Origin of the sequence: Sorangium sp. So ce367 (assembly GCF_051520455.1) — a bacterium.
Classification (GTDB): Bacteria; Myxococcota_A; Polyangia; order Polyangiales; family Polyangiaceae; genus Sorangium; species Sorangium cellulosum_B.
This window is the reverse complement of the sequence record NZ_CP150334.1, coordinates 8,992,753-9,017,138: the sequence shown is the minus strand read 5'-3', so window position 1 is coordinate 9,017,138 and position 24,386 is coordinate 8,992,753. Positions and strand designations below refer to the sequence as shown.

24 protein-coding genes are annotated in these 24,386 nt (G+C 72.9%); 14 read left to right on the top strand and 10 right to left on the bottom strand.

From position 1 onward, the window contains the following. Window positions 1–19: 19 nt before the first annotated feature. Window positions 20–574: a TerB family tellurite resistance protein gene (locus WME97_RS34260; RefSeq protein WP_437543834.1), complete on the top strand. Its 555-nt coding sequence runs from the start codon at window positions 20–22 to the stop codon at window positions 572–574. 75 nt (window positions 575–649) lie between these two features. On the opposite strand, the gene WME97_RS34255 is transcribed toward WME97_RS34260, so the two are convergent. Further along, window positions 650–967 carry a hypothetical protein gene (locus WME97_RS34255; protein WP_437543832.1) on the bottom strand — a complete coding sequence of 106 codons (318 nt, stop codon included), beginning with the start codon at window positions 965–967 and terminating at the stop codon, window positions 650–652. 70 nt (window positions 968–1,037) lie between these two features. On the opposite strand from WME97_RS34255, the gene WME97_RS34250 reads away from it, so the two are divergent. Then, on the top strand, window positions 1,038–2,009 hold the full coding sequence (locus WME97_RS34250) for a uroporphyrinogen-III synthase (RefSeq protein ID WP_437543830.1): 972 nt from the start codon (window positions 1,038–1,040) through the stop codon (window positions 2,007–2,009). On the opposite strand, the gene WME97_RS34245 is transcribed toward WME97_RS34250, so the two are convergent. Beyond that, window positions 1,997–2,809: a hypothetical protein gene (locus WME97_RS34245; RefSeq protein ID WP_437543828.1), complete on the bottom strand. Its 813-nt coding sequence runs from the start codon at window positions 2,807–2,809 to the stop codon at window positions 1,997–1,999. The two genes, WME97_RS34250 and WME97_RS34245, sit on opposite strands and share 13 nt — an antisense overlap. Before the next feature lie 85 nt (window positions 2,810–2,894). Then, window positions 2,895–5,666, bottom strand: coding sequence for a tetratricopeptide repeat protein (locus WME97_RS34240; protein WP_437543826.1), 2,772 nt, complete (start codon window positions 5,664–5,666; stop codon window positions 2,895–2,897). Window positions 5,667–6,259: 593 nt separating this feature from the next. On the opposite strand from WME97_RS34240, the gene WME97_RS34235 reads away from it, so the two are divergent. The 3 genes from WME97_RS34235 (at window position 6,260) to pdxA (ending at window position 9,839) form a co-directional block, all read left to right on the top strand. Further along, the gene (locus WME97_RS34235; protein WP_437294273.1) at window positions 6,260–7,705 is read left to right on the top strand and encodes a TldD/PmbA family protein; all 1,446 of its coding nucleotides are present in this window, start codon (window positions 6,260–6,262) and stop codon (window positions 7,703–7,705) included. A gap of 203 nt (window positions 7,706–7,908) precedes the next feature. Continuing rightward, window positions 7,909–8,739, top strand: a complete 831-nt coding sequence (locus WME97_RS34230; protein ID WP_437543824.1) for a winged helix-turn-helix domain-containing protein — start codon at window positions 7,909–7,911, stop codon at window positions 8,737–8,739. After that, the gene (gene pdxA, locus WME97_RS34225; protein WP_437543822.1) at window positions 8,736–9,839 is read left to right on the top strand and encodes a 4-hydroxythreonine-4-phosphate dehydrogenase PdxA; all 1,104 of its coding nucleotides are present in this window, start codon (window positions 8,736–8,738) and stop codon (window positions 9,837–9,839) included. Before WME97_RS34230 ends, pdxA begins: the two co-directional genes overlap by 4 nt. Window positions 9,840–9,892: 53 nt before the next feature. On the opposite strand, the gene WME97_RS34220 is transcribed toward pdxA, so the two are convergent. From WME97_RS34220 to WME97_RS34205, 4 genes are all read right to left on the bottom strand, one after another. Further along, a complete protein-coding gene (locus WME97_RS34220; protein ID WP_437543820.1) occupies window positions 9,893–10,885 on the bottom strand; it encodes a ketopantoate reductase family protein in 993 nt (330 codons plus the stop codon). Window positions 10,886–10,955: 70 nt separating this feature from the next. Beyond that, window positions 10,956–11,408 carry a D-aminoacyl-tRNA deacylase gene (gene dtd, locus WME97_RS34215; protein WP_012239060.1) on the bottom strand — a complete coding sequence of 151 codons (453 nt, stop codon included), beginning with the start codon at window positions 11,406–11,408 and terminating at the stop codon, window positions 10,956–10,958. A gap of 2 nt (window positions 11,409–11,410) precedes the next feature. Then, window positions 11,411–11,884 (bottom strand): hypothetical protein, encoded by a 474-nt coding sequence (locus WME97_RS34210; protein ID WP_437543818.1) that lies wholly within the window; start codon window positions 11,882–11,884, stop codon window positions 11,411–11,413. Next, window positions 11,881–12,564 carry a hypothetical protein gene (locus WME97_RS34205; RefSeq protein ID WP_437543816.1) on the bottom strand — a complete coding sequence of 228 codons (684 nt, stop codon included), beginning with the start codon at window positions 12,562–12,564 and terminating at the stop codon, window positions 11,881–11,883. Before WME97_RS34205 ends, WME97_RS34210 begins: the two co-directional genes overlap by 4 nt. 658 nt (window positions 12,565–13,222) lie before the next feature. Between WME97_RS34205 and WME97_RS34200 the strand changes: the two genes are divergently transcribed. From WME97_RS34200 to WME97_RS34170, 7 genes are all read left to right on the top strand, one after another. Beyond that, complete coding sequence (locus WME97_RS34200) at window positions 13,223–14,779, top strand: YcbK family protein (RefSeq protein ID WP_437543814.1); 1,557 nt, start codon at window positions 13,223–13,225, stop codon at window positions 14,777–14,779. A 12-nt stretch (window positions 14,780–14,791) separates the two neighbouring features. Further along, window positions 14,792–15,325 carry an NUDIX hydrolase gene (locus WME97_RS34195; protein WP_437543812.1) on the top strand — a complete coding sequence of 178 codons (534 nt, stop codon included), beginning with the start codon at window positions 14,792–14,794 and terminating at the stop codon, window positions 15,323–15,325. A gap of 212 nt (window positions 15,326–15,537) precedes the next feature. Next, complete coding sequence (locus tag WME97_RS34190) at window positions 15,538–16,746, top strand: serine hydrolase domain-containing protein (RefSeq protein WP_437543811.1); 1,209 nt, start codon at window positions 15,538–15,540, stop codon at window positions 16,744–16,746. Between the two features lie 257 nt (window positions 16,747–17,003). Beyond that, window positions 17,004–17,399: a hypothetical protein gene (locus tag WME97_RS34185; protein ID WP_437543810.1), complete on the top strand. Its 396-nt coding sequence runs from the start codon at window positions 17,004–17,006 to the stop codon at window positions 17,397–17,399. A 261-nt stretch (window positions 17,400–17,660) separates the two neighbouring features. Beyond that, on the top strand, window positions 17,661–18,038 hold the full coding sequence (locus tag WME97_RS34180) for a hypothetical protein (RefSeq protein ID WP_437543808.1): 378 nt from the start codon (window positions 17,661–17,663) through the stop codon (window positions 18,036–18,038). Then, window positions 18,031–18,810: a Smr/MutS family protein gene (locus WME97_RS34175; protein WP_437543807.1), complete on the top strand. Its 780-nt coding sequence runs from the start codon at window positions 18,031–18,033 to the stop codon at window positions 18,808–18,810. The genes WME97_RS34180 and WME97_RS34175 overlap by 8 nt, the downstream gene beginning before the upstream one ends. Continuing rightward, window positions 18,807–19,517, top strand: a complete 711-nt coding sequence (locus tag WME97_RS34170; protein WP_437543805.1) for a hypothetical protein — start codon at window positions 18,807–18,809, stop codon at window positions 19,515–19,517. Before WME97_RS34175 ends, WME97_RS34170 begins: the two co-directional genes overlap by 4 nt. Window positions 19,518–19,548: 31 nt before the next feature. Here WME97_RS34170 and WME97_RS34165 read toward each other — a convergent pair whose 3' ends face one another. Next, complete coding sequence (locus tag WME97_RS34165) at window positions 19,549–20,376, bottom strand: hypothetical protein (RefSeq protein WP_437543803.1); 828 nt, start codon at window positions 20,374–20,376, stop codon at window positions 19,549–19,551. A gap of 25 nt (window positions 20,377–20,401) precedes the next feature. Further along, a complete protein-coding gene (locus WME97_RS34160) occupies window positions 20,402–21,418 on the bottom strand; it encodes an isocitrate/isopropylmalate dehydrogenase family protein (protein WP_437543801.1) in 1,017 nt (338 codons plus the stop codon). Window positions 21,419–21,720: 302 nt separating this feature from the next. Between WME97_RS34160 and WME97_RS34155 the strand changes: the two genes are divergently transcribed. Continuing rightward, a complete protein-coding gene (locus WME97_RS34155; protein ID WP_437543799.1) occupies window positions 21,721–22,602 on the top strand; it encodes an OmpA family protein in 882 nt (293 codons plus the stop codon). Window positions 22,603–22,680: 78 nt separating this feature from the next. Here WME97_RS34155 and WME97_RS34150 read toward each other — a convergent pair whose 3' ends face one another. Then, complete coding sequence (locus tag WME97_RS34150; protein ID WP_437543797.1) at window positions 22,681–23,517, bottom strand: AraC family transcriptional regulator; 837 nt, start codon at window positions 23,515–23,517, stop codon at window positions 22,681–22,683. 76 nt (window positions 23,518–23,593) lie between these two features. Between WME97_RS34150 and WME97_RS34145 the strand changes: the two genes are divergently transcribed. After that, window positions 23,594–24,376, top strand: coding sequence for a class I SAM-dependent methyltransferase (locus WME97_RS34145; protein ID WP_437543795.1), 783 nt, complete (start codon window positions 23,594–23,596; stop codon window positions 24,374–24,376). Window positions 24,377–24,386 lie beyond the last annotated feature (10 nt).

The window sequence follows — 24,386 nt, the reverse complement described above, 5'->3', positions numbered from 1 at the left end:
GATCTGGTAGCCTCATCACGTGGGACTCCTCGCCTGGCTCGGCCTGAAGCAGGGGGGCTCGTTCCCGAACCTCGACGCCCTCCTGACGGAGCTCCGCGCGGCGCTCCCGGACGACGAGGCGGTCGTCCTCCGCTACATCGCCACCGTCATCGTCCTGCTCGGCAAGGTTGCCTGCGTCGACGGCCGCTTCTCCGACAAGGAAGACGAGCTGCTCCGCGAGCTGCTCACGCACGTCGACGGGCTCGCGCCGAGCGGCGTCGAGGCGGTGTTCAACGCCCTCCAGGGCAAGCTGCCCGCGCTCCAGGAGGGCGAGGTCGACCGCTGTTACCGCGAGCTCAAGGCGCTCTGCAACGCGAGCGAGCGGGTGGAGGTCGTGCGCCTCTTGATCCGGCTCGCGGCGGCGGACGGCGCGCCCACGCCGGCCGAGCGGGCCGAGATCGAGCGCATCGCCGAGGAGCTCGGCGTCTCGCTCGCTGACATCGAGCCCGACCTCTCCATCGAGGCCGGCCATCCGGCGGGCTCCCCGGCGCCGCCGGACGACCGGGGCGATCCCGGCGGCGAGCCCCCGGCGTGAGCCGGGCGCGAGCGCCGCTCGGCTGATCCGTCGCGCGCGTCGCGCTGCTGCCGGGCGCCAGCGGCGCTCGGCCGATCAGTCGCGCGCGTCGCGCTGCTCGGCGCTGCCTTCGGGGCTCGGAGCGCGGCTCGCGAGGCCGAGCGCCCGTCGCTGCTTCAGCGCCGTGAGCGCCACGAACAGGACGAACAGGACGGCCCCGAGCACCGCCACGAGCACGCCGAAGTTGAAGAGGTAGTGCGCGCCCTGCGCGCCCCCCACCCCCATCAAGAAGATGCCGAGCAGCGCGATGCCCGCGCCGATGACGGGATCAGGGCCGACGTCGTTCTCCGACGCCGCACGCGAGAGCCCGCTCCCCTGGACCCCGGATGCCTCGTTGCTCATCGGATGGCTCACACGGAGGAGCTTAGCAAACTGGTCCACCGCCCGAAACCCGCCAGCGCCGGACCCGGGCTATGCTGCGCGGGTGAGCACGCCCACCCACCCACGAAACGACCGTCCTTCTCCGCCCGCGCCGTCCGACTTCGCCGGGCGCCGCGTCATCTGCTTCGAGAGCCGCCGCGCCTCCGAGATGGCCTCGCTGATCCAGCGGTATGGCGGCGTGCCCGTCACGGCGCCCACGCTCCGCGAGGTGCCCATCGAGAGGAACGAGCGCGCCCTCGATTTCGCGCGGCGCCTCGCGGGCGCCGAGTTCGACCTCGTGATCCTGATGACCGGCGTCGGGACCCGGGCGCTCGTGGCGGAGGCGGCGCCTGCGCTCGAGCCGAACCAGGGCGGCGGCGGGGCGTCCGATAGCGACGGTGGCGCGGACGCCCAGGGCGTATCTCTCCTGGCGGCGGCGCTCTCGTCCGTGCAGATCGTCGTGCGCGGCCCCAAGCCGGCCGCGGCGCTGCGCGAGCTGGGCCTGACCGGGTTCATCACCGTCCGCGAGCCGAACACCTGGCGAGAGATCGTCGAGGCCGTCAGCGCGCTCGGCGACCTGCGCGGAAAGCGCGTCGCCGTTCAGGAGCACGGCGCGCCGAGCCACGAGCTCTACGCGAGCCTCTCGGCGGCCGGCGCGCAGGTCACGCCGGTGCCGGTGTACCGCTGGGCGCTCCCGGAGGACACGGCGCCGCTGCGGCAGGCGCTCCGCCTCATGGCGGACGGCGGCGCGGCGATCACGCTCTTCACGAGCCGCGCGCAGGTCGAGCACGCGCTCCTCGTGGCGGCCGAGGAGGGGCTCGTCGAGCGGCTGCGCGCCGCGCTCGCGCGGGGCGTGGTGGCGTCCATCGGGCCGGTCTGCACGGAGGCGCTGCGCGCCGAGGGGATCGAGCCGGATTTCGAGCCCGAGCACCCGAAGATGGGCCACCTCGTCAAAGCGGCGGCCGCGCGCTCGATCGAGATCCTCGTCGCGAAGGGAAATCGGGGCGACGCGCCCCTGCCGGCTCAGTCTTCGTAGTCGTCGTACGCCTCGTCCTCGCCGGCGGAGCGCGCCACGGTCGCCGGCCGGGGCGCGGGGCCGGGCTCTGCGCCGGCGGCCGCGCGCTCGTCCGTGTCCGCGTGGCCCCTGTCGATCAGCTCGGCGCGGTAGAGCACGCGCCCGTCCTCCGCCGTGATCTCACCGCCCACGTCGCCCCAGGCGAAGTCGTCGCTCTGGAGCGTGCGCATCGTCGCCTTCGTCTTGCCGATGCGCACGCGGAAGCTCGTCCGCTGGCACGGGATGGAGGAGCCGCCGACCTCGACGTTCACCGCCTCGCTGCCGAGCACGTCCTCGTTCTCGTCGGCGGCGAGCGCGGTCTTGGCCATCATCGCGTCGTAGGCCGAGAGGGTCGCCGGTCGCTCCGCGCCGTCGTCGATCCACGCCGCGCCGAGGATCTCACCGCGCCTGCTGGGCTCGTCGCTCATGCGGACCCGCAGCGCCTCGGTCTTCTTGCCGTCCTCGAGGGTCACGTCGACCACGAGGACGTCCCCCTCGCGCGCGACCACACGCTGCGTGAGGAGCAGCGGCGTCTTCCTGAAGCTGCCCGAGAACCGGTAGGCCACATAATCGCCGGGCTTGCGCGCGCCGGGCGCCTCCTCGGCGATCGGGCCGCGCTCGTCCGAGCCCTTCGCGCGTTGCGGGACCTCGCGCCGCGCTTGCGCCGCCACCCTGGCGGAGGCGTCCTGCGGGCGACCGGAGCGAGCGTTCGTCTCGATTCCGGCGCCGCAGCCAGCAGCCAGGACCGAGGTGAGGGCGGCGAGGAGGAGCGGTCGGTTCATGCTCGTCCGGTACCGGAGAGCGCCCGCCGTGGCCCAATTTCTGGCGGTTCCAGGGCGCGACCGCGCGACCGCACGCGAGCGGTGTTCAGGGCAGCTTGCCGCTCGGGAGCATGTCGTCGAAGGCGGCGTCGAACTCGTCCGCGATCATCTCGGCGCCGACGGCGCGCGCGGCCGGCTTCGGGACGTCGATGCGGCGCAGCCGCTCCGCCACGCTGCCGCGCGGATCGCCGTAGCTCGGGCTCATCCGGGCGACGCGCTGGAAGTAGTAGAGCGCCTGCTCGGGGACGCCGCGCATCTCGTAGGCGTTCGCGATCTCGTAGGTCAGCGCGAGCTCCTGCTCGACCGTCTTGTGCGAGGCGTGCAGCCCGCGGATGAGCGCGTCGATGCCCGCCTCGATGTTGCCCATCTGGAGGTGGGTGACGCCGATCATCGATTGGCAGACGCACTCTCGCCCGGGGTCGCGGGCGGCGAGCTCGAACTCGCCGATGGCATCGGCGTAGAGGCCCATCTCCTTGTAGGCGACGCCGAGATCGTAGTGCGTCGACGCGTCGGACTCGGAGATCTGCGCCGCGACGCCCGCCTTGAACTGCTCGAAGACGCTCTCGACGCTGATCTGCCGAGGATCGTCCTGGACGCCCGTCACCGAGCCCGGCACGACCTCGAGCTCGTCGATCATCTTGAGCGACTCGGCGATGTCGAACGCGCGATCCTCGTCCGGCCGCTCGCTGCCGCGCGGGACGGCCCGGGTGCCGCTCTCGTTGTCGGTCGCCGCCCGCACCACCCCCCGCGCGTCCGAGGCCAGCTCCGTGACCTCGCGCAGCCGTTCCATCAGCAGCGGGTGGTTCGGCAGCCGCGCCAGCTGCTCCTCGAGGATGTTCCGCGCCTCGTCGAACATCCCGTGCTGCGCGAAGAACTCGACCTCCTCGAGCGCGTCCTCGTCGAGCGCGTCCGCGCGCCGCAAGGAGCCTGGCGGCACGGAGCGGCCCGACACCGGCCGGACCGACGCCGGTCGGCCCGACACCGGGCTGTACAGGGCCGGTGGCGGCGCGGCGAGCACGGGCGGGGGAGGTATCGAGGACGCCGGGGGCGGAGCCTGGGACGCAGCGACGGCGAGGGGGTGCTCAGGCACGCGGCTCGGGTTGACCGACGCCGTCTCCTCCTCCTCGTCGTCGATGGCCTCGAGCTCCTCGACGTCCTCGACCTCTTCGACGTCCTCGATCGGGAAGCTCGGCAGCGGCGGCTCGTTCGCGAACGGATCGTCGAGGTGCGTGACGAGCTCGGGTCGCCGGGGGAGCGCCTCGACGACGCCGTCTTCATCGAGGGTGTACGCGGGCAGCGGCGCGTCGGGGTCGTAGAGGTCCTGGCTCGGCACCTCGGACGCGTACGCGTCGTTCTCACCGGCCGTCGGCGAGGCTCCCGGCCCGGCGGCGTCCTCCTCCGCGAGCTCTTCCTCCTGCGGCACGGCGTAGCCGAGCAGGTTGAGCATCTCCGTGGCCTGGGCGTTGCCGGGATCGAGGAGCAGCACCTCGTCGAGGAGCCTCGCCGCGTCGTCGACGGCGTCCTCGCTGGCCAGCTGCTGCGCGAACGCGAGCATCTGCTCGACGGCGGCGTCCTGGTCGCCCGCCTCGATCAAGACATCGCAGAGCTTCTCGCGCAGCTCTCGAGCGGCCGGCAGCCGGGCGACGCCGCCCTTGAGGAGGGCGACCGCCTTGTCGTACTGCCGGTCGCGCCGGAGGCTCTCGGCGTGCGCGACGAGCTGCCTCGGGCTCGCGATCGGCGACGTCGAGGGCTGCGACGCGCGGAGCGGGATCGGCACCGCGGACGCGGGCTCGTCGTCTTCGACGTCGAGCTCCTCGGCCTCCTCCGCCTCCTCGTTCTCCTCCTCCTCGAGCTCGACGTCGATCGACGCGCGCGTGTTCCTCGACGAGGGCGCGATCTGGGCGGCGAGCTGGCGCACGCCCTCGTCGTTCGGGGCACGCGTGATCAGGGCCGAGATGAGCGCGGTGAACTGGTCGACCCGCCCGGCCTCCTTGGCGATGCGCGCCGACTCCTTCTGCACCTCGATCGCCTTGGCCGGCTGCCCGAGCAGGTCGAAGGCGCGGGCGAGGAGCGCGAGCGTCTCCAGGTCCTTCGGGTTCTCCTTGAACGCGATCTGGAGCTTGGTCAGGGCCGACATCCCGTCGCTCGGGTCGCCGCGGTCGAGGTAGATCTCGGCGGCCATGCGGGCGAATCGGGCGTCGGGGCGGTGCTGCAGCAGGCGCTCGACCACCTTCAGCGCGTCGTCGCGCCGCCCGAGCTTGAGCAGGAGCTCGGCCGCCGTCCCGAAGCGCTGGATCGCGGCGTCGTAGTCGCGGACCCGGATCAGCGCCTCCGCGAGGCGGAGATAGGCGAGGGGGTTGTTCGGGTCGAGATCGACGACCCGCTTGAAGATGTCGATCGCGTCGCGGTCGCGCCCCGCGCGGAGCAGGCGCGTCGCGACCTCGTCGTAGGCGGCGAGCGCGTCGCTCGTGAGCCCGAGCTGCGTGTAGATCTCCGCGAGGCGCGGGACGATGTGGCCGAAGCGATCCTCGTACTGCGGGACGTGCTTGTGGATGATCTCGCGGATCTGCTTGTAAACAGCGATCGCTTTGAGCGCGAAGCCCTGGAGGGAGTAGAACTGGCCGACGCGCTCGTAGGTGGTGATCGCCTCGACGTACTCCTCCGTCTTCAGGTAGAGGTCGCCGATCTTGAGCAGCGTGCGGACGTCCTTCGGATCGTCTGCGACCAGCTTCTGGTACTCGGCGATGGCCTTGTCGAAGCGCTTCCGCTCGACAAGCTTCTGCGCGGTCTGGAGTACCTTGTCGCGATCGACCGCCACGGCGATGGGAATCTCCTGCTGAGGGCAGCAAGGCGTTGCTCGGGCGCCTCGTCGGCATCCCTCACCTCGCCTAAAAAACACCTAGCCAATCCCGCCACCACGTACAAGCGCGCGGCACCGGAAGTTCCGGAAGCTACCGCGAAGGTGCTTGTTTGCAGTGTGCGGCCCCCCGGGGGCCCTGTCTGGCGACGCGGCGACCGCCTGGCGCGGTGGCCGCGAGCCCCCGCCCCGGTCGGACGCTGGGTGGTCCGGTCGAGGCGCGTCGAAGAGCGCGCCCTACCTGTAGGAACGCGCTGAACGGCCGGGGATTCGCGAAGATCGCGGGGAAGGTGGCGAGCGCCGCCATTCCCGCGAAGACAGCGTTAAGCCTAGCAGTCGAGCGGCCTTGTTGCACATTTCGTGCGATCTTCCGCGACCCGCGGCCGCCTCGCGGGGTCGCGCGGGCGATGGTTGCGCGCCGCGCCGGATGAAGGGCAGGGGGTAGGTCGCGCGCTCGGCCGCCGCCGGGGCCGAGCGCGGGCGCCGGCGGGAGGGCGCACCGGAGCGCCGCCGTTTCTCGACCGTCCCGGCGAATGGACCTAGAGTTGGGCACCATGTCGCGCAGCCAGGCCTACCGTGCCCCGTTCGCTCCTGGAGAGGAAAATGCCGTCGACGCCGCGCTTTGCGAGCGGCTCCTCTCGGTCGCCCTGTCCAAGGGTGGTGATTACGCTGACCTCTTCTTCGAGTACCGCGCCGGAGGCGGGTTCACCTTCGACGAAGGGATCCTCAAGGCGGCCTCGCGTGGCGTGTCGATGGGGGTCGGCGTCCGCGTCCAGCGAGGGGACGCGACCGGGTACGCGTACACGGAGGACCTCACCTGGGAGGCGATGCGGCGCGCGGCCGAGACGGCGGCGCAGATCGCGACGGGCTCGGGCGGCAAGGAGAAGATCGAGCTCAGGCGCCGCGAGCTGCCGACCCGCTACGAGCTGCCCAGCATCTCGCTCGACGCCCCCGGGCTCGCGAAGCGCGCGCTGCTCGAGCGCGCGAGCGCCGCGGCGCTCGCCTACGACCCCAGCATCGTCAAGGCGGAGGCGAGCTTCGTCGAGGAGGTGCGCGAGGTCCTCGTGGCCACGAGCGACGGGCGGATGGCGCACGACGTCCAGCCGCTCATCCGCTTCGGCGTGCGGGCGCTCGCCGAGCGCAGCGGAAAGCGCCAGGAAGGATCGAGCGGCGGCGGCGGGCGCATGACGACGGCCTACTTCGAGGGCAAGTCGCCGGAGTGGCACGCCGAGGAGGCCGCGCGGCAGGCGGTCGCGATGCTCGACGCCCGCGACGCGCCCGCCGGCGAGATGAACGTCGTGCTCGCCCCGGGCGACAGCGGCATCCTGCTCCACGAGGCGGTGGGGCACGGGCTCGAGGCGGACTTCAACCGCAAGGGGACCAGCAACTACGCGGGACAGATCGGCAAGGACGTCGCGAGCCCGCTCTGCACGGTGGTGGACGACGCGACGCTCCTCCAGTCGCGCGGCACGATCAACGTGGACGACGAGGGTCACGAGCCCGAGCGCAGCACCCTCATCGAGAACGGCAAGCTCGTCGGGTACATGCACGACCGGCTGTCGGCCCGGCACTTCGGGCTCACGCCGACCGGCAACGGGCGGCGCGAGAGCTTCGCCGCCGCGCCGATGCCCAGGATGACGAACACCATCCTGCTCGCGGGCCCGCATGATCCCGAGGAGATCGTGAGGTCCGTGAAGCGAGGCGTCTTCGCGAAGAAGTTCGGCGGCGGCCAGGTCGACATCTCGAACGGCGATTTCGTGTTCTCTCTGACCGAGAGCTACCTCATCGAGGACGGCAAGCTGACCGCGCCCCTCAAGGGCGTGAACCTCATCGGCAACGGCCCCGAGGTGCTCCGGCGCGTCACCATGCTCGGCCACGACGTCGCCGTCTCCGACGGCATCTGGACGTGCGGCAAGGACGGACAGAGCGTCCCCGTGGGTGTTGGCTGCCCCACAATCAAGATCGATCTCATCACGGTCGGCGGAACGCGGATCGGCTGATTTTCGAGGCTGGAACGCCAGGCGGAAGGTAAGCCTCGCAGCGGTATTGGTGGGTTTAGCGCGGTGCGTCTTGCCGGCCCGTCGTGACACCCGTATACGGGGCGTTCATGGCGCGTCGCTCGTTCATAGCCATCGTTGGACACGGACCGGATCTGGAGCGCGACGAGGGTGCCGCATCGGTCTTGCGCTCGCTGGGCGCTGACGTGCGGACCCTGGATCTCTGGGATGATCCACCGCGGCTCTTCCACGACGACGAGAGCAAGGCGCGGGCGATCGTCGTCGAGGCGCTCGACAGGCCGGACCTGGCCGCCGCGGCGCTGCGCGCGCTGCGCCGCGAGCCGCGCCTCGAGGAGGTCGGCGCGCTTGTCGCCGTGAGCGTCGCGCAGATCGCGCGGATCGAGCCGTCCAGCGGCTTCGACGACTTCCTGCTCGTGCCGTATGTGCCCGCCGAGCTCTACGCGCGCGTGCGCCTCGTCGAGTGGCGCCGCAGCGAGTTCGCGACCGAGGAGCGGGTGAAGGTGGGCGCGATCGTCATCGATCGCGCGGCCCACGACGTCTCGGTCGGCGGCATGCACGTGCCGCTCACCGCGAAGGAGTTCGCGCTGCTCTCGTACGTGTGCGAGCGCCGCGGAAAAGTTGTGTCGCGGACGGAGCTTCTTCGCCGTGTCTGGGGCAGCCAGTACGAGGGCGGCGCGCGGACCGTCGACATCCACGTGAGGCGTCTCAGGGCGAAGCTCGGCGCGGCGCTGCCGCTCGTCACGCTGCGCGGCGCCGGGTACCGCCTCGAGTCGCCGATCCCCGGCGCCGGTGGTCCCGAGGGCGGCGATGCGAGCAGGGGGCTCCAGCGGAGCGGGGCCGGCGAGGAGGCCCAGGGCGACGAGCGCGGGGAGCTGCGCGACGAGGACGAGGACAGCGAGGACGAGGGCGACGAGGACGAGGGCGACGAGGAGGAGGCCGCGCAAGGCAAGCGGCCAGCGGCGCCCTCGGCGAACGACGCCACGCCGTCCGGGCGCGAGCGGCGCATCACCCGATGACGTCGCCGGTTCGCCGCGGCGGCGCGCGAGCGACCGCCGCCGGTGCGGCGCGCGGCGGTGGTCGCTCGCGCCCCGCCGGGCCGCCGATCGTCGCGATCAGCGTCGGGTGCCCCAGCGGGGTGGGCCCCGAGGTGGCCGTGGCCGGCGCGGCGTCCGTCGAGGGCGCGCGCTGCGTGCTCGTCGGCGATGAGGCGATCATCCGGCGGGCAGCGAAGCTCGTCCGGGTCGCGGCCCGCCGGCTCGTCGTCGTCGATGGGCGCGCCGCCGTCGAGGAGCTCGCGCCCGGCACGATCGGGCTCTGGGCGGGCAGCGCGCGGCTCTCGCGGCCGAGCGCGTTCGGTCGACCCGAGGCCGAGGACGGCGCGGCGCAGCTCGCGTGGATCGACGCGGCGACGGATCTGGTCCGCGAAGGCGTCGCGGCGGCGCTGGTCACGGGGCCCGCGTCGAAGCACGCGATCGCCACGAGCGGCGCGCCGGGGTCCGCGGACTTCCTCGGGCACACCGAGCACCTGGGCCGGCGGCTCCGCGCGCGCGAGGTCACGATGGCCTTCGCCTCGGGCAAGCTCGTGACCGCCCTCGTGACGACCCACGTGCCGCTGCGCGAGGTGCCGGACGCGGTGAGCCCGCGCGAGGTGGCGCGCGCCGCGGTGTGGCTCGCGCGGCTGCTCGGCGATCTCGGCCGCGAGAGGCCGCGCGTGGCCGTCGCCGCGCTCAACCCGCACGCAGGCGAAGGCGGGCTCCTCGGCGACGAAGAGCAGGTGCGGATCACGCCGGGGATCCGCCTCGCGGCGCGGCGGCTTTCGCGCTCGGGCCCGGCGGCGGAGCTGACCGGGCCCGTCGGCGCGGAGACGGCGTTCCGGCTCGCGGCGCGCGGCGCGCTCGACGGGGTCGTCGCCATGTACCACGACCAGGCGACGATCCCGAGCAAGCTCCTGGGCTTCGGCGAGGCCGTGAACGTCACGCTCGGCCTGCCGATCGTGCGCACGAGCGTCGACCATGGCACCGCGTACGATCTCGCGGGAACGGGGCGCGCCGACCCGCGCGGCATGCGCGAGGCGATCGTGCTCGCGGCGCAGCTCGCGGCCGCGCGCGCGCGCTGACGCAGCGACACGCCGGCGCCACGGCACGTCGGCGCGCGCAGGGAAGCCGCGGCTCAGCGCGCTCGTGGACGGCCGCCGAGGTGCGCGAGCAGCCGCTCGAGCGCCGGCATGCTCACGCCGCGCTCTCGGCCCATCTCGAGGACGGTGGCGCCCATCGCGAGGTGCTGCGCGTGGAGCTTGGGGCCGAAATGCACGTCGAGGAACCGCAAGAACTCCGGGGCCAGCAGGCGCACGAGCGCGATGCCCGGCTTCAACGTGAGCGGCCCGATGAACCGGAGGAGGAGCTTCGTCCACGGGGCCACCTTGCCCAGCCGGTCCGCGAGCGCCACGGACTCCCTTGTGGCCTCGCTCACGGTGCGGAGCACGCCGTCGTTCTCGAGCAGGGCGCTCACCCCGCCGCCCGCGTCGATGGCAACGATCAGCGGGAAGAACGCGGTCGTGGTGGACACGTTCTGCGCGCCCACGTCGGGCTCGAGCCGCGCCGGGACACCGGCGCTCGTGAGGCGGCGCGCGAGCTCCTCGAGCGGCGGTCGCTCCGCGGGGGCGCCTCCCTCTTCGTCGATGAGCGTGGGCGCGAGCTCGGTGATCCAGGCGCGGACCACGCCGCGCTCGTCGAGGTAGCCCGAGACGCCCGGCATCGCGGGGGTGATGCGGCGCTGGGCGGCCTCCTCGAGGTCGGCGCGCTGCCTGGGCAGGAGCGGCGTGAGCACCACGGCGGGCGCGTCCGGGCCGCCGCGGAGCAGCTCCGCCACCGAGCTGCCGCCCGCCGCGCGCTGCGCGGCGCCGCCGAGGTCAGCGCGCGGGACGAGCTGATCGAAGCGCACGGTGATCAGGACGACGTCCGCGTCGGCCGGGATCTCGGCCGCGAGGCGCGGGCGATCGAGCGTGTCGCGTCGATCGGCGCCGTTCACCTGCTCGACCACGAAGGGCCGTACGTCGCCGGCGCGCTCGGGCCGGACCACGAACGTGACGTCGTCTCCCTGGGTGGCGAGGCGCACGCCGTAGATCCGCCCGAGCGCCCCCGCGCCCACGATGGTGACCCGCATGGCTCCCCCGTAGCCTGCGTGGCGCTCGGGGAAAAGGGGGTGGCCGTCGCCGCCGCTCGCGGCAGAGCCGTCAGAACGTCCGCTTCGAATCGATGAGGATGGTGACCGGGCCGTCGTTCTCGACGAACACGCGCATGTCGGCGCGGAAGCGGCCCGTGGCCACCGTGAGGCCGCGGGCCCGCAAGGCGGCGACGAAGCGATCGTACAGCGCCTCGGCGCGCACGGGCTCCATGGCGCCGTCGAAGCTCGGCCTCAGGCCGCGCCGGACGTCCCCGAAGAGCGTGAACTGGCTGATCGCGAGCACGCCGCCGCCGCGCACGTCCGCGAGCGCCCGCGACATCTTGCCGGCGTCGTCGCTGAACACGCGGAGGCCCGCGATCTTGCTCGCGACGTGGTCGGCGTCGGCGTCGTCATCGTCCTTCGCGGCGCCGACGAAGGCCACGAGGCCGCGCTCGATCGCGCCGACCACCTGGCCTCCGACCTCGACGCGCGCGCCGAGCGCGCGTTGAACGACCGCGCGCATCGCTAGCGCTGCGCGGCCGCGCTTCGACTCGGCGCGGCGGCGGGCTCCGCCCCGGTGCCGGTGCTCAGCCCGAGCTCGCGCATCAGCTTGGCCGTGAGCTTGAAGTAGGTGCCGCGATCGTACGGCTGGTTGAGGATGTGGAAGTCCTTCCGCACGAGGCCCACGCAGCCGAAGCAGTAGGTGCAGCCGGTGCAGTCGACCGAGCGCACGAGGTACGACGACTGCGTGCACCGCTCGGACGCGACGCAGTGGCTGCACGCGATGAGATCGCGGCAGCCGCGGCAGTGCGTGCTGTCCGAGGAGCGCTGGGTGTCGACGCAGTAGTGGCACCGCTGCAGCGCCTTCGAGTTGCGGCAGAACGTGCAGTCGACGCAGCGCTCGCACGAGACGCACGCGACGCACCGCTCGTTGCCGGTGCCCGTCTCGAACGCCTGGATCAGCTTGCGGAGCTCGGCCTCGAATTCCGCGCGCGTCATTCCGCCTCGCCGCTCGCTTCGGAGACGTCCCCTCCCGCGCTGCGCCGGGCCGCGCCGTCCGCGGCCGGGGCCTCGGGCCTGCCGCTCACCTGGCGGCGCAGCCGCTCGGCGGCCTCGCGCGTCGCGGGCTCCTCCGCGAACTCCTCGATGCGGCGGAGCCGCGACTCGAGCACGGCGCGCCGCTTCGGCAGCTCGCCGACGAGGATGCCCGCGAGCTCGTCGATCGCCTCCTGGATGCGCTGCTCGTCGCTGTGCTCGAGCAGCTGCAGGTACACGTCCTGCTCGGCGGGGAAGGCGTGGCCGGCGCGGAGGAACTCGTTCGCGGCCTTGGAGATGTTGGGCCGGCCCGACGCGCAGAGCAGCTTCGACAGGAGCCGCTGGCGCTCGACGGCCTTCGGGTCGCTCTGCGGAGGCGGCGCGAGGACGATGCGCCCCGGCGCCTTGGACGCGGCGTCGCGTCCGGACTTGACGCGCCCGCCCTTGCTGTCCTCTGCCTCCGGCTCCTTGCGCGGAGAGAACAGCGCCTCGAGCGCGGCGCGGTGTTGCTTGGCTGCCCGCCGGTCCTCGCCGGTCTGCGTCGGACGCGGCAGCCCCGCGCTGTTCGGCTGACCACGGCCATAGGCCGTGTGGAGCTCGGGATTGTGCCAGACCTTGGTTGCGTCTCTACGAATTCGGCGCATGTCGTGCCCCTGGTGACCTCGGAGCGATCATGGACGCGCCACCGGGTTCGGCTTCCGCATCCCGCGTGTGGCGCCCCGCTTGCATCGATGTTGTGGTGAATGAGGCTGGTGCGTGTTGGGCCGGGCGCTTCCCCCGCGATCCGCGATGGCCCGGACGATGTTGCGCAAGGGACGCGACGCCTATCTCCGCGCTGATCACGCTGGCTGCGTTGATCGTGAGGGTAGGGCCACGCCGCAGTGCGTGGTGCGCCGGGCGATACCCGACCGCGGACCGCGTGACGAGGGGCTCTGCCCCCATGCACCCCGGAGCCGCGCTCACGACCCGACCGCAGTCGCGAGGCAGCTGGGTTCCTACCACAGCCTTTGGTCAGCGCCGCAGAAAATTGGGCTGCCCTCCGCACTTCATGCCATTCCTGCCCTCAGGTTCGGTCCCTTCCGAGCTTGCCTTCCGAGTCTCCCTTCCGAGCTTGCGAGCTTCCGCGAGGGGCGTCTCGGAGACGCTGTTTCGAGGTTGCCGGTCTCGTCCCAGGTCGATTCAAGAAGCGGACCGCTGACTGCCCTTCCCAATCCCACATCCTGCGGACGGGCGGCGACGCCGTGTCTGGGAGATCCGCTCCTTGGCGGATGGCACTCGCACCCGAACCGACTGGAGCTTTCCATGATGAGCCTTCGATCCGTGAGCAGTGAAGGCGCGGCGCCGCGGGACGCAGGGGGAGCTGTGCGCAGGGGGGAGCCGCGTGCGCGCCTGAAGCGTGCTCGCGCGGCCGCGCTCTCGGTGCTGGTGAGCATCGCGGTGCCGGCGATCCTGGCGGGGCCCGTCTGCGCGGAGCCGCTGCCCGGGGCGCACGCCGCTGCCGAGAGGTCCGGGGAATCGAGGGAAGAGGAGAGCGAGCAGACCCGTCGGGGCCGTGCGCCGGCGAGCCCCGCAGGCGCGGAGCAAACGCAGCGAACGAAGACGCGGGAGAGCTCGCCCGATCGCCGCGTGACGAGCGCCTCGGCGGCGAGCGGTGACGAGAAGACGAACGGGGCGGGGGACCGGAGGGGGAGGGCCCGTACCCGCAGCAAGGCGCCGCACGCGGCTGCAGACGCGGAGGAAAACGCGGGCGGCTCGGCGAAGGCGGGTGGCGGGAAAAACGCGGTCGCCAAGAAGAAGGCGGGCGGCGAGAGGAAGAAGGAGAAGAGGCGGGCGGCGCGCACGGCCGAGAGCAAGCGGCGCGGGGCGAAGAAAGGGATGGAGCGGGAGGCGCCTCCGAAGCCGTGCCACGGACCGGTGCTCTCGATGGATCGCAGCGGGCTGGAGCCCGAGCGCCTCGAGCTGGTCGACTGCAAAGGGAAGCCGCGCGAGGAGGCCCGGCGCGCCCTCTCCTTGCTTGCGCGCCCCTGGGGCACGCCGCGGCCGATCCTGTCCGACGAGGGGGCGCCCGCGCGGAGGCCGGAAGCGGCGAGCCGCAAGGGGCGGCGCGCCGGCGATGCGCCGCGAGCCGCCGGGAGCAGGGCGAGCTGGGTGCAGGGAGGGGAGATCGCGCCCGGCGTACGGCTGCTCGATCCCGGGCTGCTCTCCCGCATCGACGCGCTGGCGCGGCGGTACCCGGGCCGGCTCGTGTCGCTCGTGAGCGGGTATCGGCCGCAGAGCCAGGGTAGCCTGCACCAGACGGGACGGGCGCTCGACCTGCGCATCGCCGGGGTGCGGAACGACGAGCTCGCAGCCGCCTGCCGCGCGCTCGCCGACACGGGCTGCGGGTACTATCCGAACAGCTCGTTCGTGCACGTCGATGTGCGCGCGCCAGGGACGGGGAGCGTCTCATGGATTGATGCGTCCGGACCCGGCGAGGCACCCCGCTATGTGACCGCGTGGCCGCCACCACAGGACGAAGGGCGAGGGGCGACCGAGCGGATGCCCGGCGAGGACGCGGAGGAGGTGCTCCGGCGGGAGCGCCGCGACAGGACTGCGAGCGCGGCGCCGGAGAAGATGGCGGGCCCTGTGCCGAACAAGGCGAGCGCGGCGCCGGAGACGGCGAGCACGACGCAGGAGAAGGCGGGACTGCCCGAGATGGCGACCACCACGCAGGAGAAGGCGGGACCGCCGGAGACGGCGAGCACGACGCAGGAGAAGGCGGGACCGCCCGAGAAGGCGACCACCACGCTGGAGAAGGTGGGAGCGGTGACGGAGAAGACAGGAGCGGTGCCGGAGAAGGCGGCGAGAGGCACGCCGTAGTAGTGAGGCGGGATGGGTATCACGATTCCTCGCCGGCACGCCTCGGCGCTCGCCGGTACGTTCGGTCCGCTCGCGATCCATCGCCATGAAGTCATGGCTGGAGGCGCGTCTTATCCCGCCTTCACGCTGGAGCTCGCCGACTGGATCTCGGTGGCCGCGATCACGGATGAAGGTCAGTTCGTCCTGGTGCGGCAGTACCGGCACGGGGTCGACGCGGTGACCATCGAGACGGCTGGCGGCCTCGTCGATCCAGGGGAAGAGCCGGCGGCCGCTGCGCCGCGCGAGCTCCTGGAGGAGACGGGGTATGCCGTGGAGTCGCTCGAGACGCTCGGGTGGGTGCACCCGAATCCTGCGCTCCAGGCGAACCGCTGCTTCCTCTACCTGGCGCGCGGCGCGCGGCGGGTCGGCGAGCCCGAGGGCGACGAGCACGAGAGCACGGAAGCGGTCGTGATGAGCGCAGATGACGTGAGGGCGGCGATGCAGGACGGCCGGATCAGCCACTCGATCGCCGTGATCACCTTGCTGCGGGCGCTCGCCGTTGCGTGATTCGTGGGAACGGCCTGTCTGCCGACTCACGCGATAAGCTGCGTTATCGACGTCCTGCGTGGGCGAGAGCACCCGCATCTTTGCGGGCCGGTTGACACGGTCGAACCCGTCGCGTCTTGATGCCCGTCCTTCGCGGGCCGCCCCTGGAGCTCAGGAGCGGCGCGGCGGAGCGCAGCAATGGACCTCACGGGGAAGCCATGGAGACCCGATTGATGAGCCGTGTTCTTCGGCCGACCGCTTTCTTCTCTTCTTGTCTTGGCGTTGTCCTGCTCGCGGGGTGCACGAGCTCCTCGCCCGCTCCGCTCGACATGGTGGCCACCACGGACGACGAGGACCGTGAGAGCGTCGGAGTCGGGAGCGCCGCCGCTGGACCTGGCGGCCCAGACCCTACGCCGGGCGCCGGCTGCGACGAGCTCTCGGTCGAGCTCCAGAGCGCGCTCGACGCGGCCGTGGATGCGCAGCGGCTCCCCGGCGCGGCCGCCGCCGTGCATCTCGGCGGGTGCAGCTGGCTCGGCGCGGCGGGGGTCGCGGACACCGAGGCCGACGTGGCCATCCAGCCCGGCGATCTCTTCCGCGCAGGGAGCATCACGAAGACCTTCGTCTCCACGCTGGCGCTGATGCTCCGCGCAGAAGGCCGGCTGTCGCTCGACGACACCGTCTCTGCGTACGTCGGCGGTGTCCCCCGCGGAGAGCAGATCTCTGTGCGACAGATCCTGAACCACACGAGCGGCGTCTTCGATTACACGGCGCTCGACGAGTTCTGGACCGCGGCCTTCGACGATCCGACGCGCGCGTGGACACCCGCGGAGCTCATCGAGCTCGCGGCGTCGAAGCCGCCGTATTTCGAGCCGGGGCGCGGCTTCGCCTACTCCAACACGAACTACATCATCGCCGGCCTGATCGTCGAAGCAGCCTCGGGAGCGCCCATCGGCGAGCTGCTCCGCGCCCGCGTCCTCGAGCCGGCGGGGCTCGCGCACTCCTACCTCGACGGCGCCGAGGAGGCCCTGCCCGGCCTCGTGCACGGTTACGGGCGGAGCCGGGGGGAGCTCGTCGAGATGACCTCCGCGATCGACGCGTCCGCGGCCGGCGCGGCGGGCGCGCTGGTCTCGACAACGGGCGACCTCACGCGCTTCTACCGCAAGGTGCTCGACGGCACGCTGCTCGGCCCCGCCGAGATCGAAGAGATGACCGCGTGGGTCGACGCGCCCCTCGGCGAGGTCACCGGGTACGGCCTCGGGCTGTCGCGCCGGGAGTCTCCGCTCGGCGTCCAGGTCGGTCACGACGGCGGTATCTGGGGCTTCACGTCGTCGTCTTATTACGCGGTCGACAAGGATGCTTCTATCACCGTGCTCGTCAATCTCGACGGCGGCGATGTCGGCAGGATCGTCGATGAACTGTCGAATGTCCTGATCACGCCCTGAGCCGGGAAGGGGACCGTCGCGTCGATATCGACGCGCACGCGCTCAGGCCGGTGCCGGTCGCTGTCCGGCGCGCGCACACGCGACGCCCCGCGGCGTCCGAGGCGCGCGCGGCGCCGAGCCACGGTTATCAGGAACCCGCGCCGCCGCGCGTGGCACAAGCGGTCCGCCTCGAACGGGCCTCACGCTTGCATCGCCATGGACGCAGCCCGCACGGGATGACGCCCGGCAAGACGCTCGCATCGCGAAAGGATTCCGTGATGAAGCTGGTGAAAGCGCTCGGGGGCCTGGCGCTGTCCGGAATGGCGCTCGGCACCGCGCAGATGGCTGCTGCGGGGAGCACGACGCCCATTCAAGATCTCGTGCTCGTCGAGGAGACGACGAGCTCGGACTTCCCCGGCGCCAGGATTCCCCCGGATGACGTCCCAACTCATGGGCATTTCCGGCCGTTCAGGCCCTTCGGGCCGCACAGGCCGTATGGGCATTTCCGGCCGTTCAGGCCCTTCAGGCCGTATGGGCACTTCCGGCCGTTCAGACCCTTCAGGCCGTACGGCGACTTCCATCCCTACGGGCAGCCCCATGACCCCGGGCGATCAGAGGCAACGCCGGCAGAGGACCGCCCCGGGCCGATCCTGCGCCTCGGAGAGCCTCGCTGACCTCCAGGAGCGGCGCCGGGGGCGGGTGGATCCCCGTTCCTCGCGTCGCGCGGAGTGGAAACCGTAGGGCGGGGGCGTCGCCAAGGGCGCGCCCTCGCCTGCGCGCCTGACGAGCCGCTCGGGGGGCCGGCGGAGCCCGCTCCCCCTCGCCGCAGCCCGGGCTGCCACGCGCGGGAGGCGGGCCCGAGCTCCGCGCGCGCGGCCTCCCGCGCCGCGACGGGGCGCGCGGCGCGCCCGGCCCGATGGCGTATGCTGCGCCCGATGCGCTCTCACGACGCGGGCCGCCCAGGCGCCCCGCCCGCCGCCCCCTCGCCCGCCGAGCTCTTCCGCCGCATCTTCGCGCTGCTCACCGACATGGAGGGAGCGCAGAGGGCCAAGGTCATCGACCTCGCGAGGCGCCTCATCCCCACGCTCACGGCCGAGGACATCCGCAACCCGCACGACTTCCCCGGCCTCGACGACCCCGACTGGCACTTCGAGGACGGGCAGCTCGCCGGCATCGAAGCCGTCCGGTTTGCACTCCGCGGCCTCGCGAGCGATGTTCTGGGGGATGGCGAAGGGCGCGAAGCGCGAGAGAGACACGAGAACGACGGCCAGCCCGGAGCGAGCCGCGAAGGCGGCGGCGCGCAAGGTGAATGAGGCGTTCTATCAGCCGTTCTCCACGCTCCGGCAGCTGAACAAGGCCAAGCCGGCGCCCGAGGCGAAGCCCAAGGCGACGGCGGCCTCGCCCAAGGCGACGGCGGCCTCGACCGAGGTGAAGCCCAAGGCGACGGCGGCCTCGGCCGAGGCGAAGCCCAAGACGAGATCGCCCACGCCGCCGGGCGCAGGCGCGGCGGCGCGGGCAAGCGCCGAGCAGGCGCCGCGGCCCGTCGACCCCGAGACCTTCGCCATCTACATGGCCGGCGTCCGCGTGCTCGAGGATCGCGCGACCCGGATCCCGGTCACCGCCAGCCGCGTCGAGCGGGCCGCGCTCCCGACGATCACGTTCGATCCGGACGAGGACGCGCGCTCGCGCATGCGCTCGCTCGTCATCGAGGGGATCAAGTTCGAGACCACGGACGACAGCGAGCGCATCGAGGGCCGGCGCCTCGACGTCGATCCGCGCGAGCTCAGGCGGCTCCGCCGCGCCCGCTACGCCGTCGACGGCACCCTCGATCTGCACGGCCTGAGGCTCGAGGCGGCGCGCGAGGCCGTCGAGGCGTTCGTCTGCAAGCGCCAGCGTGACGGCGACCGCGTCGTCGCCATCGTCCACGGCAAGGGCAACCACTCGCCCGGCGGCCACGCCGTGCTCCGCGGCGAGATCGCCGCCTGGCTCAGCAACGGCCGCGTCGCCCGCCACGTCGCCGCCTTCGCGACGGCCCCGGACGCGGAGGGCGGCGCAGGCGCATTGCTCGTCCTGCTCACGCGATGAGGCCGGAGCCGCGCGCCGAGCCCGCCGGAGCGCCGGGGCACGGGCCGCAGCCGAAGGCGCGCGCGCCGCGCCGCGCCCTCGCGCGGGCCGCCGCGCTGCTCGCCCTGGTACCCGCGTGCGCGCAGGCCCCGGCCGCGCCGCCCGGGCCGCCGAGGCCCGCGCCGCCCGCGCAGGCGGCGTCGACGCTCGGCGACGGCGAGCTCGGCGAATACCGCTCGGATCGCTTCGATCTCCGGCTCCCCCTGCCCGACGCGCGCGGCTTCCGCGTCGAGGACGGCGAGGGCCCCTGGCTCGTCGCGACCCACGCCGCGTCGTCGACGTCGCTGCTCGTGCGCACCTGGCGCGAGGACGGCCGCGCGAGCCGCGCGGCGTGCGAGGCGCGCGCGCGGCTCTGGCGCGACCTGCCGCGCCCCGGCGAGGGCCTCACCGCCGCCGAGCGCCGGATCGACGTGCCGGAGGGGTTCGACACGGTCGTGGCGATCGGCGTCGCCGACACCCCGCCGGGAGCGCCGATCGACGGCTTCGCGGTCGCCTTCGGCGGCTCCGGCCGGCGCTGCTTCGCCTTCGTCGCGGAGACGCGCGCCGCGGGGCCCTCGGCGGAGCAGCTCGTGGCGGAGCGGCTCGCCGCGGTGGTCGAGATCTCGCTCGGCGGCCTCCGCCTGCTGCGCGAGATCGCGCCCGCCGTGCCGCGCGAGCCGCCGCCGTGAGCCGCGCGAGCCGCCGCCGCGCGCCGCCGGCTCAGCGGTAGACGCCGCTCCGCGCGCGGGACTCGAGCGCCGCGGCGAGCTCCTCCTCGCCGATCGACCAGGCCTCGGCCGACAGCGCGCGCGCCTCGACGGGCTGGAGCGCCTCCAGCGCGTGCGGCGCGAAGCGCAGCCGCGACAGCGACAGGAGGCGCTCGAGCGCCTCGGAGGCCACGCCGCCCTGGAGCTCCTGCCGCCACGCGCGATCGATCGCCTCGAGCCGCGCGGGGCTCTTCCACGCGTCGGCGATCACCACGCGGCCGAGCCGCGCGTCGATGGCGTCGATCCCCGTGGGCAGCGCGACGATCGCCTGCTGCGCCGCGCGCGCCGGGTCGCCGAGGCCCAGCGAGAGCAGCGCGCGGGCCGCTTCGAGCAGCCGCGCCTCGTCGGGCCGGAGCGCGGCCCGATCGACCGACGGGAGCCGCTCCAGCGCGGCCGCGTAGCGCTCGCGGCGCGCGGCGTCGATCACGGCGGCCAGCGCGCGCAGGACCCTCGCCGTCGGGGGCGAGAACCACGGATCCGCGCCGGCGCGCGGGCGCTGCGCTGGGTCCTCGAGGTCGAGCGCGGCGGCGCGCCACAGCGACGCGCGCGCGTCGAGGACGGCGCGCGTCGCCTTCACCGCGAGCGCGAAGAACAGGGCGGCCGGGAGCAGACCCTTCACGCCCCAGATCTCGCTGAGGAAGTAGCTCGCCGCGACGAGCGACGAGAGCGCGAGGAAGAGCAGCAGCCGCCGCCGGCGCCTCGCGTCGTCGCCTGCAGCCCCGTCCGTCGCGCCGACGAGCTCGGCGCACCACTCGAGCAGCCACGTGAAGGCGGATCCCACGTCTGCGGGATCAGGATGCCCTCCGCTAGGCCTCCGCGCGAGGCCTTTCGATCTCCGCGCAGAGCGCCCGGGTGAAGTCGCTCGTGCTCGCGGCGCCGCCGAGGTCGCGCGTGCGCACCTGGCCGGCCCGGTAGAGCGTCGTCAGCGCCCGCTCGATCCGATCGCCCGCGTCGTGCTCGCCGAGGTGCCGCAGCATCATCACGGCGCTCTGCACGAGCGCCGTCGGGTTCGCGTAGCCCTTGCCCGCGATGTCCGGCGCCGACCCGTGCACCGCCTCGAAGACCGCCGCGTCGTCGCCGATGTTCGCGCCGGGCACGATCCCGAGCCCGCCGACCAGGCCGGCCCCGAGGTCCGAGAGGATGTCGCCGTAGAGGTTCTCCGTCACGATCACGCCGAGCCGGTTCGGATCGCGGACCATCGTCATGGCCGCCGCGTCGACGATCATCTCGCCGAGCTGGATCTCGGGGTGCCCCACGGCGACCCGCCGCGCGCAGTCGAGCGCGAGGCCGTCGGAGATCTTCATGATGTTCGCCTTGTGGACGATCGTCACCTTGCTCCGGCCGTGCTTCTTCGCGTACCGGAACGCGAACTCCGCGATGCGCGTCGAGCCCCGCTCGGTCGTGAGCTTGATGCTCTGGGCCACGCCGGGCAGGATCATGAGCTCGAGCCCGGCGTAGAGCCCCTCGGTGTTCTCGCGCACGATGACCATGTCGACGTCGAACCGCGGCTCGACGCCCGGCAGGCTGCGGATCGGCCGCACGTTCGCGTAGAGGTCGAGCGTCTGCCGGAGCGTGACGTTGACCGAGCGGAACCCGCCCCCGATCGGCGTCGTCACCGGGCCCTTCAGCGCGATCCGGTTCTTCCGCACGGCGTCGATCACGGGGAGGGGGAGCGGCGAGCCCGTCAGCTTCGCGACCTCGATGCCCGCGTGATGGATCTCCCAGTCGACGGCGACGCCGGCGGCGGAGACCACATCCTGAGTCGCCGTCACCACCTCCGGGCCGATGCCGTCGCCCGGGATCAGCGTGATGCGATAGGCCATGGGCCGTCCCATTAGCAGGTGCGCAGGCGGGAACAATGGACAAGCGCGCCTGTGTTGCGATGGCGCATACACGCGCCGCGTCAGCGCGCCGCGCCTGGCGGACGCGGTGACGGGGCGCGGCGACGGAGAGAGGCGCGCGAGGCGGGGGGTCGGGCGGCTCGATACGGCCTTTTACAATCGCGCGCGACCTCGGTAGGGTACGCGTCCGCACGGCCTGACGGGCCGCTGTCACCTGGAACCGGGCGCGGGCCGAGCCATCGGCCCCAGCCCATGTTCCCCAACTAGAGTGAAGGAGCGTGCTCATGCACCCTCGTGTCTTGAAAGGTCGCAGAACCGCCTTCGCGGCCTTCCTGCCTGCCGTGATCGCGTCGTCCTCGCTGGGGTGCGGCTACTCCGAGGAGGAGTGGAAGGCCCAGCTCGACAAGTACAACCGCCTTCAGAGCCAGCACCAGACCACGGAGGGCCGCCTCGCCGAGACGCAGAAGGAGCTCGAGGCGACCCAGGCGAAGGTCGCGGAGCTGACGAAGCAGCTCGAGGCGGCCGGGGTCGACATCGGCAAGCTGAACGAGAACCTCCAGGCGACGAGCACGCAGGTGTCGCAGCTGAGCTCGACGCTGGAGGAGCGCGAGAAGGCGCTCGCCGAGTTCAAGGCCCGCGCCCGCCAGCTGGAGGCGATCAAGGCGCGGTTCGAGACGCTCAAGAAGAAGCTGGATGAGCTCACGAAGCTCGGCCTGGCGGTGAACATCCGGAACAACCGGATGGTCATCTCGCTGCCGGGCGACGTCCTCTTCGACTCCGGGCGCGAGACGCTGAAGAAGGAGGGCAAGGAGATCCTCCTCAAGGTGGCGACGGTCGTGAAGAACGACAAGTCGCTGCTCCAGCGCGACTACCAGGTCGCCGGCCACACGGACAACAAGCCGCTCGCGGGCGGCCAGTTCCGCGACAACTGGGGCCTGTCGCTGATGCGCGCCCGCGAGGTGCTCGTGTTCCTCGTCAGCCCGGCCGACGTCAAGGGCGGCGGGGGCGCGCTCCCCGTCGCGAACTGGAGCGCGGCGGGCTTCGCGGACACCGATCCGGTCGCGACCAACGACACCGACGAGGGCCGGCAGAAGAACCGCCGCTGCGACCTCATCGTGGTCCCGAGCGTCGAAGAGATGCTCGACCTGCGGGCGATCACGCAGTAACCCGCGATCTCGCGGCGCGCGCCGCCGTCCGCGGCGCGCTCTTCGAGGGGCGCGTCCGCGCCGTCAGGTCGGCTCAGGTCAGCTCTTGTGTCCACCGCCCGGCGATGGCCGGGCGGTCCTGCGAAACTCGCTCGGCGTCTGGCCGGTGACGGCGCGGAACGCGGCGGCGAACGCGCCGAGGCTCTGAAAGCCGACGTCCAGCGCGACCTGCGTGACGCTGGCGCTCGGGCTGGAGAGCAGGTCGATCGCCCGGAGCACGCGCGCGCGCGTGACGAAGCCGCGCCACGTGACGCCGGTCTCCTCGCGGAACCGCCGCCGCAGCGTGCGCTCGGTCGCCCCGGCGAACGCCGCCGCCCGCGGGAGATCGGCGCTGGAGACGTCGCGCAGCGCGCACTCGATCGCGCGCTGCACCGGCCGCGTCTTGCCGCGGGGCAGCCGGTACGTGGCGCCGCGATCGAGGAGCGGGCCGATGAGGTCCGCCATCGCCGCGAAGAACGTGTTGGCCGCGGCGTCGTCCGGGCGCCGCGCGACCGGCCAGCGGCGCGCGTAGATCACCATCTCGCGCAGGAGCGCGGGGATCTCGAAGATCCTCACCGCCGCGAGGGGGGAGGGGAACGCGGCGGGCTCGAAATAGATCGAGACGATGGACGCGTCGCCGCAGGTGGTGGCGTGCCGCTCGCCCGCGGGGATGAGCGCGGCGAGCTGCGGGGGGAGCAGGAAGGACGCGTCCTCGACCTCGAGGCGCGCCGTGCCGGCCAGAGGACAGAGCAGCTGGTGCCGCGCGTGGGTGTGCCAGCCGTACGCGGCTCCCGGCAGCTCGTCTTCGTAGGAGAACGCGCGCGCGTCGGCATGATCGAGCCCGAGCCGCGCGAGGTGCTCGGTGGTCTCCGTCGGGGTCAGGACGCGGGCTTGCAAGGCGTGGCCTCTCGGCGGTGATCTTTGTCCGTTCGCGGGCAGCCGTAAAGCCGGAGCGCGTCCACCCTCGAGCGCCATGAAGCAAGCCACTCCCGCGGCGCACGATGCGTTGATACAGGAACAGTTCACCCGCCAGGCCAGGCCGTTCGCCGAGGTCCGGGCCCACTCGGCGGAATCCGCCATGGGGCTGCTGCTCGACGCGCTCGCCCCGGCGCCGGGCGACGCGGCCCTCGACGTGGCCTGCGGGCCGGGGATCGTCGCCTGCGCGCTGGCCCAGCGCGTGGCGAGCGTGCGGGGGCTCGACATCGTCCCGGCGATGCTGGACGAGGCGCGGAAGAGGCAGGCGAGCCTCGGCCTCTCCAACGTCACCTGGGAGCTCGGCGACGCGAGCCGGCTGTCCTATCCGGACGAGAGCTATCGCTTGGTCACGACGCGCTACAGCTTCCATCACCTGCTGGAGCCGCTCGTGACGCTGCGCGAGATGGCCCGCGTGTGCCAGAGGAGCGGGCGAGTCGCCGTGATCGACGTGGCGCCGGCCGAGGACAAGCGGGCGGCGTACGACGCCGCCGAGAAGATCCGCGATCCGTCGCACGCGAGCGCGCTCACCGAGCGCGAGCTGGGCGCCCTGTTCGACGCGGCGGGGCTGGAGATCGAGACGACGACGCGGTACCGGCTCGAGGTGGAGCTCGAGGCCGCGCTCCGGGCCTCCTTCCCGGAGCCCGGCGGAGCGGACCGGCTCCGGGCCCTCTACCGCGCCGACGTCGGCGTCGACGCGCTCGGCGTGGGCGCAGAGCTCCGGGGGGACGAGGTCCACTTCGCCTATCCGATCGTCATCCTGGTGGGCCGGAAGCGCGGCTGAGCCGAGAGGC

Coding starts and splice junctions, on each gene's coding strand:
- pdxA (WP_437543822.1), top strand. CDS start 8,736: ATGACGTCGCCGGTTCGCCGCGGCGGCGCGCGAGCGACCGCCGCCGGT.
- WME97_RS34180 (WP_437543808.1), top strand. CDS start 17,661: ATGCGCTCTCACGACGCGGGCCGCCCAGGCGCCCCGCCCGCCGCCCCC.
- WME97_RS34190 (WP_437543811.1), top strand. CDS start 15,538: ATGAGCCGTGTTCTTCGGCCGACCGCTTTCTTCTCTTCTTGTCTTGGC.
- WME97_RS34210 (WP_437543818.1), bottom strand. CDS start 11,884: ATGACGCGCGCGGAATTCGAGGCCGAGCTCCGCAAGCTGATCCAGGCG.
- WME97_RS34185 (WP_437543810.1), top strand. CDS start 17,004: ATGAAGCTGGTGAAAGCGCTCGGGGGCCTGGCGCTGTCCGGAATGGCG.
- WME97_RS34195 (WP_437543812.1), top strand. CDS start 14,792: ATGGGTATCACGATTCCTCGCCGGCACGCCTCGGCGCTCGCCGGTACG.
- dtd (WP_012239060.1), bottom strand. CDS start 11,408: ATGCGCGCGGTCGTTCAACGCGCGCTCGGCGCGCGCGTCGAGGTCGGA.
- WME97_RS34235 (WP_437294273.1), top strand. CDS start 6,260: ATGTCGCGCAGCCAGGCCTACCGTGCCCCGTTCGCTCCTGGAGAGGAA.
- WME97_RS34170 (WP_437543805.1), top strand. CDS start 18,807: ATGAGGCCGGAGCCGCGCGCCGAGCCCGCCGGAGCGCCGGGGCACGGG.
- WME97_RS34220 (WP_437543820.1), bottom strand. CDS start 10,885: ATGCGGGTCACCATCGTGGGCGCGGGGGCGCTCGGGCGGATCTACGGC.
- WME97_RS34155 (WP_437543799.1), top strand. CDS start 21,721: ATGCACCCTCGTGTCTTGAAAGGTCGCAGAACCGCCTTCGCGGCCTTC.
- WME97_RS34200 (WP_437543814.1), top strand. CDS start 13,223: ATGATGAGCCTTCGATCCGTGAGCAGTGAAGGCGCGGCGCCGCGGGAC.
- WME97_RS34160 (WP_437543801.1), bottom strand. CDS start 21,418: ATGGCCTATCGCATCACGCTGATCCCGGGCGACGGCATCGGCCCGGAG.
- WME97_RS34145 (WP_437543795.1), top strand. CDS start 23,594: ATGAAGCAAGCCACTCCCGCGGCGCACGATGCGTTGATACAGGAACAG.
- WME97_RS34245 (WP_437543828.1), bottom strand. CDS start 2,809: ATGAACCGACCGCTCCTCCTCGCCGCCCTCACCTCGGTCCTGGCTGCT.
- WME97_RS34205 (WP_437543816.1), bottom strand. CDS start 12,564: ATGCGCCGAATTCGTAGAGACGCAACCAAGGTCTGGCACAATCCCGAG.